This is a genomic window from Planomonospora corallina, assembly GCF_042650625.1.
GTDB classification, from domain to species: Bacteria; Actinomycetota; Actinomycetes; order Streptosporangiales; family Streptosporangiaceae; genus Planomonospora_B; species Planomonospora_B corallina.
Genome location: NZ_JBHSBM010000075.1, coordinates 16,602 through 29,192, shown reverse-complemented (window position 1 = coordinate 29,192; position 12,591 = coordinate 16,602). Strand labels below are relative to the sequence as shown.

The following is a 12,591-nucleotide window of genomic DNA, read 5'->3' as shown; positions in this document are numbered from 1 at the left end:
ATGTCGAGACCCTTGTGGACACCGCGTCGGACGCGCGGCCATCGCGCCGCCGACGCATCGGGTGGCCGGTGGGCCGCCCGGCAAGGACAACGGAGACACCGGATCGAGAAAGGAGAGTTGGACGCCATTGGACCGCCCGCGAGCCGGGGACCGGCGAGCGGGACCTCAGTTCGAGACGGACGGGAGGTGGTTTCCGGTCACGTCGACGCGACGCCCGCACCCCGCCTGTGAAAGGCGCCCGTGCGGGTGACGGATCCGGCACGAGAGCCGGAAGATGGTGTTGAACTCTTGGGCCCCGACGCGTTGCGGCGCCGGGGCCCTGACATGCGATGATCCCTGGCACATCCCTGACACGCGGCGGGAAGGTGAGGTGACTCCTCCGATCCCCGAAGGGAGCGGCTTCTCGCTTTCCTCTGCTGAGGTAGGCGACGGACAAGCCCTGCCCGTTTCGAACAGCAGAACCGTAACAGGGAAGCGATTCCCCTGCCGGGTGAACCCTGCAGTCCCCTCACTAGATTTGATGGAACCGGGCGGTGCGACGCTGGCGGACAACCTCGACGATGACGACTATCCCTCCTACAGCATGGGCACCGCCGCGGAGATCCTCGGCGTGACCCCCGCGTTCCTGCGCGGCCTGGGTACGGCCAGGCTGATCGAGCCGTCGCGTTCGGCCGGTGGCCACCGCCGGTTCTCCCGCCGTCAGCTCCGCCTCGCCGCGCGCGCCCGCGAACTGGTGGACCAGGGCACGCCGGTGGAGGCCGCCTGCCGGATCATCACCCTGGAGGAGCGGCTGGAGGAGGCGCTGCGGCTGAACGCCGAGCTCCGCGGCCGGCTCGTGCGGAGCGGGGAGACCCCGGAGTCCTGAAGACCTCGGGGAGTCCTGACGCGTCCTGGCACCTTCCCGGTAGATCAGTCCCGCTCCCCGGTGGCCCGGCGCGGGATCTCGGGCAGCCGCACGGCGAAGACCGTGCCCCCGCCCTCCCGGGGAGAGGCCGCGATGGCGCCGCCGTGCGCCTCCACGATCGCCTTGGTGATGGCCAGGCCCAGTCCGGTGCCCTTGACCCCGGACTGCAGCGCGGTGGAGGCCCGGAAGAAGCGCGAGAACAGCTTCGAGTACTGCTCGGCGGGGATGCCGATGCCGGTGTCGGCGACGCCGACCACGGCTTCGGGACCCCGTCCGTCGGCCGGCTCCTCCCTTCGGACGGTGACCGCGACGGAACCGCCGTCAGGGGTGTACTTGATCGCGTTGGAGAGCAGGTTGTCCAGCACCTGGCGGAGCCGTACCGGGTCGGCGTGCACGGACGGATCCTCGGCGGCGTCGGTGGTGACGGTGAGCCGCTTGGCCTCGGCCGCGGCCCGGTGGTCGTCGACGGACTGGAGGACCAGCGGCGTCAGCGGGAGCGGACGGGGGTCGATGGTGATCCCTCCGGAGTCCAGCCGGGCCAGATCCAGCAGGTCGTCGAGGAGCCGCTGCAGATGCGCGCTCTTGCGGTCGATCACCTCGGCGAACATGCGCTGCTCGTCGGTCAGCTCCGGGTCGTTCAGGAACGTCCCGACGGAGGCGCGGATGGTGCCGATCGGGTTGCGCAGCTCGTGGCTGACCACGGAGATCAGCTCGTCCTTCATCCGGTCCAGTTCCCGCAGGCGGAGCACCTGCGCGCGCTCCCCGGCGAGCAGGCGGTCGCGCTCCTCGGCCATCCGGTGGCGCTCGGTGACATCGGTGGAGATGCCGTCGATGAGGAACCGGTCGCCCTCGCGGCGGGGGATCCCCCGCATCCAGATCCACCGGGTGACGCCGTCCATCCCCCGGATGCGGCACTCGGCCTCCGCGGGCCTGCCGGAGGCGACCGCGTCGTGGAACGCGATGAAGGCCGGCAGGTCGTCGGGATGGACGTGCCCGGTCATGATGGCGAACCCGTCGGGGCCCCGCGGGAGCGGGCCGCCGAACACGGCCGTGCCGCCGTCGGGACTGGTGTACACCGGGCGCACCGTGCCGTCGGGGGCGAGCTCGACGGTCCACACGTAGTCGTCGATCTGGTCGATGATCTGCTCCAGGCGACGGCGGCTGGCGGCCAGGGCCAGGGCCAGCTCCTCGGCTCTGCGGCGCTCCATGTGGCGGCCGACGTGGGCGCGGATCCCGTCGAGCAGGTCGACGAGGTCGTCCTCCGCCTCCTGGACGGTGTCGGTGAAGAAGGTCAGCACACCGAGGATCTGCCGGTCGCTGCGGACGGGGAGCCCCATCGCGGCGCGGAGCCCGGACCGCAGCGCGGCCCCCTTGCGGGTGAAGTCCCGGGGGTCGGCGGCCAGGTCGGGGATCCACGTCTCCCGGCCGGATGCCCACACCATCCCGGCCAGCCCCTGCCCGGGAGGGAAGACGTCCGGCTCGTCCCGGGTGAGCGCCGACAGGTCACGGCCCGGCCGTGTCCACAGGCCCAGCCGGGAGATGGTCCCGCCCCCGGGATCGACCTGCCAGTACTCGCCGCAGGTCCAGCCCAGCGCGCCCGCGACCGCCGCGACCACGCCGCAGGCGGCCTCCTCGCTGGAACCGGCCTCCGCCAGCGCCTGGGCCGCGGCGCGCTGGGCGGCGCTCATCCGTTCGATCCGGTGGCGATCGGTGATGTCGTGGCCGGCGACGACCGCGCCCAGCAGGCGCCCGTCCGCGGTCTCGATCGGCCGGCCGTTGACCAGTAGGCGGCGCGGCCGGCCCTCCGGCGTGTGGACCACCACCTCCTGGTCGTCGAAGCGCTCACCGGCCAGGGCCCGTGCCAGCGGCACCTCCTCCGGCCGGAGCCGGGTCACGCCGTCGGGAGCGTGCACGCGGTAGGCCTCGGCCCACTCCTCGACGCGCACCGGCTGCTCGGAGGCGTGGATGGCCTCGCGCAGCACCTGGTTGAACGTCAGCCGGCCCTCGCCGTCGCAGGCCGCCACCACGACGTCCAGGCTGTCGAGCAGCGCCGTCAGGAACGTCCTCTCCTGTTCCAGCCCCCGCCGGGCCGCCAGCCGGTCGCCGATGTCGTGCAGGAAGGCGTGGAGGACCGGTTCGCCGTACTCGTGGTCGGCCTGCAGCGCCATCTCCACCGGGAACTCCCTGCCGGTACGGTCGACCGCGGTCATTTCGACGCGGTGCCCGGACGGCGCCGGCCCGCGGGAGTCCCGCACCCGGCGCAACTCCTCTCCGAAGGCCCGCCGCGCCCACTGCGGGACGATCAGCCGGTCCGCCGGCCGCCCGACGGCCTCGGAAGCCGGCCGGCCGAACAGCCGCTCGGCCGCCGTGTTCCAGGCCGTCACCGTCCCGGACCCGTCGATCGAGAGGAAGGCCTCGTGGGACTGCTCCAGAACCGTGTCCAGCCGCGCCGCCGCCAGCCGCGCCCGGCCCTCGGAGATCCGGGCCGCCAGCTGGGACTCCACCGCGCCGGCCGCCTCCGCGACCAGCTCCAGCTCGTGCGGCTCCCACCGCCGCGGCCGTACGTCCAGCACGCACAGCGCTCCCAGCACCTCACCGTCCGGGGCGCGGATCGGGAAGGCCGCCCAGGCCGGCGCCGCGGGCTCCGCGCCGGGCCACCGGAGGCCGGGCCGCGCGTCGCACACGACCAGCGGCGCCCCGGCCTCCTCCACCCGCCTCAGCAACGACCCGGGCACGTGGTCCTCCGGCGCCTCCCGGAGCCCGGCCGGGCCGTCGGCGTCCCCCCGTGCCGTCCGTCCGGCCGCGCCGAGGCACACCTGCCGGTCCCCGTCGGCCAGCACCACCAGTCCGGCGGACGCGTCCAGCAGCCGGGCCGCCAGCCGGGCCGCCCGCTCCAGCGCCCGTGACCCCGGCACGTCGAACAGACCGGCGGCCCGCAGCGCCTGCGACCACCGCGCCCCTCGAACCCGGTCCGCTGTCCTGGTCACCATTCCCCCGGATCACCTGTACCCGGCGAATCCGGCCATCACACGGCGTCCGGGACCGGTACGGCGGGCAGACCGGCGACCTCTTCACCTGTTCACCTGATGTGATCAGTTGATTACTGATAGACACATCGGGTGCGGGTGCGGTTATCTAAGGGGGAAGCCACGCTCGCGTCGGGGGACGGGCGCCTTTGGCCACCGGGGCACGATGGCCAGGGGCGCCCACACCGCCCGCACCACCCGCCCCACACCCGCACCGTCCCGCCCGGCCGAGGACCGTCCGGCCGGAGACCGTCCGACTGGGAACCACCCGGCCGGAGACCGTCCGGCCGGGGACCGCCGGGATCAGCTGGCCAGCGCGGGCGGTTCGAACAGGTCGGAGCCGTCCCCGCGCGCGGCCCGCTCGGCCAGCCTCCGGCCGATGTCCCCGGCAGGCAGCGGCGGCGCGAAGTGGAAGCCCTGCGCCAGGCGGTAGCCCAGCTGGTACAGCCTCTTGGCCTGCGCCTCGGTCTCCACACCCTCGGCCACGGCCTGCAGCCGCAGCGCCCGGGCGATCTGCGCCAGCGAGGTGGCGATCGCCGAGTTCTCGACTGTGCCGGTCACCCCGTCGACGAAGAGCTTGTCCACCTTGAGCGCGTCGACCGGGCAGGTGCGCAGCAGGCCCAGCGAGGAGTGGCCGGTGCCGAAGTCGTCGAGGGCGACGCCGACGCCCAGCTCACGGACCGCCCTGACCGTCTCCAGCGCGAGCCCGCCGTCGAACACCGCCGTCTCGGTGATCTCCAGCAGCAGGTCCTCCGGGGCCAGCCCGGTCTCCTCCAGCACGTCGGCCACGGCCTGGGCGAACTCCGGCTCCCGCAGCTGCCGCGCCGAGACGTTCACGGCCATCCGGTACGGCGCGGCCGCGCCGTACCGGCGCCGCCAGTCGGCCATCTGGCGGCAGGCCTCCCGCAGCACCCAGGTGCCGATCTCGACGATCATCCCGTTGCGCTCGGCGACCGGGATGAACTGCGCCGGGGACACCATGCCGCGCTCCGGGTGGTGCCAGCGCACCAGCGCCTCCAGGCTGGACAGCTCGCCGTCGGGCAGCGCGACCACGGGCTGGTACAGCAGGAACAGCTGACCCGCGGCCAGGGCCCGCCGCAGCTCGGCCCCGAGCCGGGCGTGCTCGACCGCGCGGGCGTCCATCTCCTCGACGTACCGGACGTAGCGGCTCTTGCCCTGCTCCTTGGCGGCGTACATGGCCAGGTCGGCGCGGCGCAGCAGTTCGTTGGCGTCGATGTCCGGGCCGCCCTCGACCAGTCCGATGCTCGCCTGCACCAGCAGATCGTGACCGTCGGCGGGGACCGGGGTCCCCAGCGTCAGGATGATCTGCTCGGCGGTCTCCTCGGCCTTGGCCGCGCACACGCCTCGCAGCAGGACGGCGAACTCGTCCCCGCCCAGCCGGGCGACCATGTCCCCCGGCCGCACGCACGCGCGCAGCCGCTCGGCCACGGCCGTCAGCAGGGCGTCGCCCACCGCGTGCCCGAGCCGGTCGTTGATCGCCTTGAAGTCGTCGAGGTCGATCAGGGCCAGCGCGACGCCGGCGCCCCCCGCCTCCGCGAGGGCGCTCTCCGCCCGCCTGGCGAACAGGTCCCTGTTGGCGAGCCGGGTCAGCGTGTCGTGGGTGGCCTGGTACTCCAGCTGGTCCTGGAAACGTTTGGTCTCGGTGACGTCCCGGACGTTGCTCACGATGCCGCGGATGCTGGGATCGTCCAGCCGGTTCGCGCCGGCGATCTCCAGCCAGCGCCAGGTTCCGTCGGCACGGCGCATGCGGACCTGGCAGGTGGCCGTGGCACGGGGCTCCTGCCGGAGCCGCCTGGACAGCTCGTTGAGGGTCGGCAGGTCGTCGGGGTGGGTGCACCGCGTCACGGGGCCGCCGATCCAGGTCTCGGCCGGCGTCCCGAGGATGCGCTCGACACTCGGGCTGATGAAGAGGATGTGCCCCTCCAGCGCGGTGACGGCGATGATGTCGGAGGAGTTCTGCACGAGCGACCGGGACCACCGCTCCAGCCGGCCCAGCTCCAGCATGCTGGAGTCGAGCCTGGACAGGAGATGCGCGTTGTCGTAGAAGGCCAGGATCTGGCGGACCACCACGAGCGCGGTGATGACGAGCACGCCCGCCGCGATCACGCGGATCTCGCCGTCCGCCTTCCGCACGGACACCAGCAGCAGGGCGCCGGTCGCCGCGATCGCGCCGTACGGCAGCAGGCTGAACGGCCGCCGCCGGCGGCGGGGGACGCGGACGGCGTCCCCCTCGGTCCGGAGCTGCCGCTCGGCCGCGATGCCGACGAAGAGGAAGGTGAGCGGGACGGCGACGAAGGAGGAGCTGAGATCGGGCCGGCCGGCCTGGAGCGGGGACAGGAAGGCGCCGGCCGTGGCCCCCGCGAGGAGGCCCAGCCCCATGGCCGTCAGGGAGCCCCGGTCCAGCGGGCCGACACCGGTCAGCGCCAGTTTGACGGCGGCGAGCACCCCGATGAAGCCCATGAGGGCGGTCCCCAGCACCGGCAGGTACGACCCCGTGGCCTCGGCCAGCGCCGAGGAGCCGTTCACCGCGTAGGACCACGCGAACAGACCGGCGGCCAGGACGACGATGCCCGCGTCGAGTCCCAGGGTCAGCCACGCCCCGCGCGAGCGGTCCCCGGCGGGCAGCCGGAGCAGCGCCCACAGGGTGACCAGCACGCCTGCGACGTAGAACGCCATGGTGTGCGCTCCCGGCTTCCACTCCGCCCCGCCGAAGCCGGAGACCATGTCGTAGGCGTTGGAGAGCACCGCCACCAGGATGGCGGCCGTCGCCGTGGTGATGGACCGCCAGAACGTCCGCGCCGGCGCGGTCAGCTCCGCAGACCGCGCGACGCGCGCGCACGCGAGCACGCCGACGACCGCGGCGAGGACCATCGGAGCCCAGCCGACGACGGGCAGGGAGAGCGGGTGGACGAAGTTGAGGACGAACCACCCCAGACCGAACACGGTCAGCACGCCGAGGGCGGGCACCGGCGGCAGCACCGGGGCACGGGCCGGGACGGTGCTCGGCGGCACACGCCCCAACTGGCCTTCTCGCATACTCCAGTCCTCCCGGCGCTGATCCGCGAACCTTCCGATGATGAGGCCATCGGCAGGAAGGGGCCGTCCCTGAGAGGTTTTCGCCCCCCTGCCGCCGAGGTGTCACCGGCCGCCCCCGTCCCCGCCCCCGCCCCCGCCTGTCATGGCATGGACCCGCAGGGCGCGGAGGAGAGGACATCTCGCCCTTCTCCCCGGACGGACGGCGCGGCGCCCCGGACGGAGCCGATCCAACGATTCCCGCGGACGAGGAAACACGGCCACCGGAAACAGATGGGAGTCAATTCATCGGGAAAAACCATTTGGCGTCCCCGCCGGAGGGATCTACTCTCGAAACGCGAACAACGAACGACCAGAAGGACAGGCCATGAAGGAACGCGGGACCACCGCGCCGCACCGGCGCGAGCTGCGCATGCTCAGCGCCCTCGGCGCCGGCGGCCTCGCGCCTCCCGAGGCGTCCGTGTGACCACACCCCACACGGAGGCCGCCCCGGGAGGATCACCCGGTAGGCGGCTTCTTCCGTTCCGGGAGCGATTCGGAACCGCTCCGGGCCGGCGGGGCGCGGCCGCCGGCGGGGATCCGGTCCCGCGGATCCGGTTCACGCCGTCCCGCGTGCGCCGTTCCCGCCTGTGCGGGAAATGCAGACCGCACAGGAAATGCACCGCACTGGAAATGCACGACGCGGTTTTTCGACAATTCAACAGTGGAGAACACGCTTTTTCGGAAGCTGCCGCTCCCGCCGTTCCGTGCGGCGGGCGCCCGCCGCGCCGGCGGCGCAGGCACGGCAGAGCCCGTGGGCCGCGCCCGACCCGGGGCGGGCCGCGACGGGCACTTCCTCGGGCCGATGGTGAAACGGGATCACACCTGTCTTGCACACAGGAGTCCAGGGTTCGATTCCCTGTCGGTCCACGAGGCGCCTCCCGAGTGGCGGCCGGGCCGTACGGTCCCCGTCCGCGGACGGGGACCACCGCGGATCCGGATCCCACCGCCGCGCACCGGAGGCGCCCACGCCGCAGAGGCCGACAGGATGAGGCGGCCGGCTTCCACCCGGCAGGACGGGGTTCGAGTCCCCGCTGCGGCTCCGCCCTGAAAGGAGAGGGCACCGGGCCAGGTGCTCGGCGACGGGAGTGGCGTCCCCCGCCAGGTTCACGGCCCGGTTCGCGTCCGTACGGCCCACGCCGTCCGGAGCGGACGCGTGGCCCGCGCCGATCACGCGGGCAGGCGTGATGCCGGACCGCCCGATCGGCGGGACGCCCCGCTCCGGACCCTCCGGATCGGGAGGCGGAGGTCCGCCCCTCCTCCGGCAGCCACGCCCTCGTGGGTGAAGTGTCAGCGGAAGCACACGGCCACGCCACGGCCGGAGGACGGGTTCGAGTCCCGTCACCCACTCGCCGCCCTGGCCCAACCGGCAGAGGCGCCGCGCTCAGGACGCGGAGGTTCCGGGTTCGAATCCCGGGGGCGGCACGGAGACGCGGGACGGCGGAGCGTCCGGCGGCGGCACTCCCGCCCTCGCCGGGTCCGCTCCGCCGCCCGCGCCCCGCGCACGGCCCGTTGGTCTAGTCAGGTCCAGGACACCTGGTTCTCACCCAGGAGGACATCGGTTCGAATCCGATACGGGCTACAAGACGTCTCTCCGCCCCGTTGGTCTATCGGTGAGGACGCCGGACTTTCACTCCGGAGACGACCGGTTCGATTCCGGTACGGGGCACGACGGCCGCGCGCACGCGGTGGCCACGGCGGAGTGGGGCAGCCAGGAGTGCCCGTCGGTCTCATAATCCGAAGGTCGCCGGTTCGAATCCGGCCTCCGCCACCCGGCACCGGCGGACCGAGCCCTCCCTGCGGCGACGGGGCGACGGGGCGACGGCGGGCAGGGTCGCGCCCACCCGAAGAACAGAAAAGGCCACTTCCCGATGCGGGAAATGGCCTGTGAACCGGGTGGGGCTATCAGGACTTGAACCTGAGACCTCTTCCTTATCAGGGAAGCGCTCTAACCGACTGAGCTATAGCCCCTCGTCGTGCGAGAACCGTACCGCATCTCCGCGGAGAGAGGCGAATCGGGCCGCTCGAACAGGGAAAAGCTTACCGTGTCCGGGGACCTGCTCGCGCCACGTCCCCGGAGTCCGCTCCGGGGACGTGGCGGCGGGCGGCTACTCGGCCTCGCTGAAGGTGACCTCGACCCCGCCCACCAGGTCGGAGGCGACGTTGTAGATCACCGCGCCGAGGGTGGACAGCGCGGTGATGAGCACCACGTTCACCGCGCCGATCAGCGCGGTGTAGCCGAGGATCCGGACCGGCTCGAACCAGGGGGCGATGTCGAAGCTGGTCTCGGAGGCCTGGCCGTCGGGAACGGTGAACTGGTTCACGATCTGGATGACCGAGTCGAAGACGCCCACCGCGTCCAGCACCATGTACAGCACGGCGACCGCGACGAACAGCACCACGAAGCAGACCAGGGCCACCACGAAGCTGAACTTCATGGCCGACCAGGGCTCGATGCGGCGCAGGACCAGGTGGGCCTTGCGCGGCGCCCGGCCGGAGGAGGCCGTACCGGAGGACTTCTTGCCGCCCAGCCGCAGCGACGGGGACGGCGAGGAGGCCGCGTCGCCGCGCGCCTTGCCGTCGACCTGGCCCGGCAGGGGGGCCGACAGGGGAGCCGTGCCCGGCGCAGAGGAGCCGGGCATCGGCGGCGAGGAGGGCGACGACGGAGCCGGAGCCGCCCCCTGCGGGCTGCCCGGGGACCAGGACGCGCCGGCCTCGGCGGACGCCGGGCGGATCCGCACCGTGGAGTCTCCCGGCTTCTTGTCGTCCTTGGTCTCCGCCGGACCGGACGGACGCTCCTTGGCAGTGTCGGTCTTCGGGGCTTTGCCCGCCGTACCGTCGGTCTTGGGCGCGGGGGCACCACCGTCGGCCGGTGAATCGACCACCTCGACGACGTCCGCTTCAGTGGCCTTGTCCATCTTCTCCGTCACCTGCTCGCGTTTCGATGGAGAGGGTGGACGCGGACCCGAACTGGCCTGAGCGCTCACCGGCTACTCCCCTTCCCCGTTCTCCTCGGTCTCCAACACCTCGGCGTCGGCCTCCAACACCTCGGCGTCGGCCTCCAACGCCTCGGCGTTGCGGGCGAGAGCCACGACGCTGTCCCCCTCGCTGAGGTTCATCAGCCGGACTCCCATGGTCTGACGGCCCGACTGCTTGATCTCCCCAGCACTGGTCCGGATAACCCCGCCGGCCGACGTGATGGCGAAGACCTCGTCCTCGGCCCTCACCATGACGGCGCCGACCAGCCGGCCCCGAGCACTGACGATCTTCGCGGTCAGCACACCCTTGCCGCCACGTCCCTGCACAGGGTACTGATCGGCCGGGGTGCGCTTGGCATAGCCTCCCTCGGTCGCGACGAGCACGTCGTCACCGTCGGCGATGCGGGTCATCGCGAGGAGTTCGTCGCCGTCGGTGAACCGCATGCCGATCACGCCGCTGGTCGCCCGGCCCATCGGCCTCAGCGCCTCGTCGGAGGCGGTGAAGCGGATGGCCTGGGCGTTGCGGGAGACCAGCAGGAGGTCGTCCTCCTCCGACACCAGGCGTGCTGCGATCACCTCGTCATCTTCGCGCAGATTGATGGCGATGAGGCCACCTGTGCGCGGCGAGTCGTATTCAGACAGCCGTGTCTTCTTCACCAGACCGCTCCGCGTCGCCAGCACGAGGTACGGCGCGACGTCGTAGTCACGCAGCGCCAGGACCTCCATGACGATCTCGTCCGGCTGCATGGCCAGCAGGTTCGCCAGGTGCTGGCCGCGGGCGTCGCGGGCGGCGTCGGGCAGCTCGTAGGCCTTGACCCGGTAGACGCGGCCCTTGTTGGTGAAGAACAGCAGCCAGTGGTGCGTCGTCGTCACGAAGAAGTGGTCGACGATGTCGTCCTGGCGCAGCTGCGCACCGCGCACCCCCTTGCCGCCGCGTTTCTGCGCCCGGTAGAGGTCGGTGTTGGTGCGCTTGGCGTAGCCGCCGCGGGTGATCGTGACCACCATGTCCTCCTCGGCGAGGAGGTCCTCGATGGACATGTCGGCCTCGTAGGCGATGATCTCCGTCTTGCGCTCGTCGCCGTACTTCGCCGTGATCTCCGCGAGCTCGTCGGAGACGATGGAGCGCTGCCGCTCCGGCGAGGCCAGGATCGCCTGGTACTCGGTGATCTGGTTCATCAGCGAGTCGTACTCGTCGATGATCTGCTGCCGCTCCAGGGCGGCCAGCTTGCGCAGCTGCATGTCGAGGATGGCCTGCGCCTGGACCTGGTCGATCTCCAGCAGCGCCATCAGGCCGCCCTGCGCCTCCGCCGCCGACGGGGAGCGCCGGATCAGGGCGATGACCTCGTCCATCCGGTCGAGCGCCTTGAGCAGCGCGCTCAGGATGTGGGCCCGCTCCTCGGCCTTGCGCAGCAGGTAGCGCGTCCGTCGGACCACGACCTCGATCTGGTGGTCGATGTAGTGGCGGACGAACTGGTCGAGGCGGAGCGTGCGCGGCACGCCGTCCACCAGGGCCAGCATGTTGGCGCCGAAGGTGGTCTGCAGCTGGGTGTGCTTGTAGAGGTTGTTCAGCACGACCTTGGCGACCGCGTCGCGCTTGAGCACGATCACCAGGCGCTGGCCGACCCGGGAGGAGCTCTCGTCGCGGACGTCGGCGATGCCGCTGATCCGGCCGTCCTTGACCGACTCGGCGATCGACAGCGCCAGGTTGTCCGGGTTGACCATGTAGGGCAGCTCGGTGATGACCAGGCACTGGCGGCCCTTGGCGTCCTCCTCGACCTCCACGACCGCCCGCATCGTGATCGAGCCGCGGCCGGTCCGGTAGGCGTCGTCGATGCCGCGGCGGCCGACGATGAGCGCGCCGGTCGGGAAGTCGGGGCCCTTGACCCGCTCGATCAGCGCCTCGAGGAGCTCCTCCTCGCCCGCCTCGGGGTGCTGCAGCGCCCACGTGACGCCCTCGGCCACCTCGCGCAGGTTGTGCGGGGGGATGTTGGTCGCCATGCCGACCGCGATGCCGGCCGAGCCGTTGACCAGGAGGTTCGGGAAGCGCGACGGGAGGACCAGCGGCTCCTGCGAACGCCCGTCGTAGTTGGGCTGGAAGTCGACGGTGTCCTTGTCGATGTCGCGGACCATCTCCATGGCGATGGGCGCGAGCTTGCACTCGGTGTACCGCATGGCGGCGGGCATGTCGTTGCCCGGCGATCCGAAGTTGCCCTGGCCGTCGATCAGCGTGTAGCGCAGCGCCCAGGGCTGTGCCAGCCGTACGACGGTCCCGTAGATCGAGGAGTCGCCGTGCGGGTGGTAGGAGCCCATGACGTCGCCGACGACGCGGGAGCACTTGAAGTAGCCGCGGTCGGGCCGGTAGCCGCCGTCGTACATGGCGTAGAGCACGCGGCGGTGCACCGGCTTGAGGCCGTCGCGGACGTCGGGCAGCGCGCGGGACACGATGACGGACATCGCGTAGTCCATGTAGCTGCGCTGCATCTCCGACTGGAGATCGACCGGCTCGATGCGTTCGGCCGGCGGCGTGGTGTTCACATCCGTCACGGGTGGAGGATCCTTCTTCTGGGTCGGAGAGGGTCGGTACGGCTGC

The 12,591-nt window shown here is 72.1% G+C and carries 5 protein-coding genes and 8 tRNA genes; 8 read left to right on the top strand and 5 right to left on the bottom strand.

The window, feature by feature from the left end; translation table 11 throughout:
• Positions 1 to 520 precede the first annotated feature (520 nt).
• Positions 521 to 865 carry a MerR family transcriptional regulator gene (locus ACFOWE_RS31980; RefSeq protein ID WP_377294476.1) on the top strand — a complete coding sequence of 115 codons (345 nt, stop codon included), beginning with the start codon at positions 521 to 523 and terminating at the stop codon, positions 863 to 865.
• A gap of 44 nt (positions 866 to 909) precedes the next feature.
• On the opposite strand, the gene ACFOWE_RS31975 is transcribed toward ACFOWE_RS31980, so the two are convergent.
• The gene (locus ACFOWE_RS31975) at positions 910 to 3,894 is read right to left on the bottom strand and encodes a PAS domain-containing sensor histidine kinase (RefSeq protein WP_377294474.1); all 2,985 of its coding nucleotides are present in this window, start codon (positions 3,892 to 3,894) and stop codon (positions 910 to 912) included.
• Between the two features lie 339 nt (positions 3,895 to 4,233).
• Positions 4,234 to 6,963 carry a putative bifunctional diguanylate cyclase/phosphodiesterase gene (locus ACFOWE_RS31970; protein ID WP_377294798.1) on the bottom strand — a complete coding sequence of 910 codons (2,730 nt, stop codon included), beginning with the start codon at positions 6,961 to 6,963 and terminating at the stop codon, positions 4,234 to 4,236.
• An 859-nt stretch (positions 6,964 to 7,822) separates the two neighbouring features.
• On the opposite strand from ACFOWE_RS31970, the gene ACFOWE_RS31965 reads away from it, so the two are divergent.
• The 7 genes from ACFOWE_RS31965 to ACFOWE_RS31935 all read left to right on the top strand — a co-directional run bounded on the left by ACFOWE_RS31965 (position 7,823) and on the right by ACFOWE_RS31935 (position 8,794).
• Positions 7,823 to 7,893: transfer RNA gene (locus tag ACFOWE_RS31965), tRNA-Ala, on the top strand.
• A gap of 100 nt (positions 7,894 to 7,993) precedes the next feature.
• Positions 7,994 to 8,065 (top strand) — tRNA-Gly (locus ACFOWE_RS31960).
• A gap of 236 nt (positions 8,066 to 8,301) precedes the next feature.
• A tRNA-Gly gene (locus tag ACFOWE_RS31955) sits at positions 8,302 to 8,373 on the top strand.
• A gap of 1 nt (position 8,374) precedes the next feature.
• Positions 8,375 to 8,448, top strand: a tRNA-Leu gene (locus ACFOWE_RS31950).
• Between the two features lie 81 nt (positions 8,449 to 8,529).
• Positions 8,530 to 8,605, top strand: a tRNA-Glu gene (locus ACFOWE_RS31945).
• 14 nt (positions 8,606 to 8,619) lie between these two features.
• Positions 8,620 to 8,692: transfer RNA gene (locus ACFOWE_RS31940), tRNA-Glu, on the top strand.
• A 27-nt stretch (positions 8,693 to 8,719) separates the two neighbouring features.
• Positions 8,720 to 8,794 (top strand) — tRNA-Met (locus ACFOWE_RS31935).
• Between the two features lie 126 nt (positions 8,795 to 8,920).
• On the opposite strand, the gene ACFOWE_RS31930 is transcribed toward ACFOWE_RS31935, so the two are convergent.
• The 3 genes from ACFOWE_RS31930 to gyrA form a co-directional block, all read right to left on the bottom strand.
• Positions 8,921 to 8,994 (bottom strand) — tRNA-Ile (locus ACFOWE_RS31930).
• Between the two features lie 137 nt (positions 8,995 to 9,131).
• Positions 9,132 to 9,941, bottom strand: coding sequence for a DUF3566 domain-containing protein (locus ACFOWE_RS31925; RefSeq protein WP_377294472.1), 810 nt, complete (start codon positions 9,939 to 9,941; stop codon positions 9,132 to 9,134).
• Between the two features lie 72 nt (positions 9,942 to 10,013).
• The gene (gyrA, locus tag ACFOWE_RS31920; protein ID WP_377294470.1) at positions 10,014 to 12,545 is read right to left on the bottom strand and encodes a DNA gyrase subunit A; all 2,532 of its coding nucleotides are present in this window, start codon (positions 12,543 to 12,545) and stop codon (positions 10,014 to 10,016) included.
• Positions 12,546 to 12,591 lie beyond the last annotated feature (46 nt).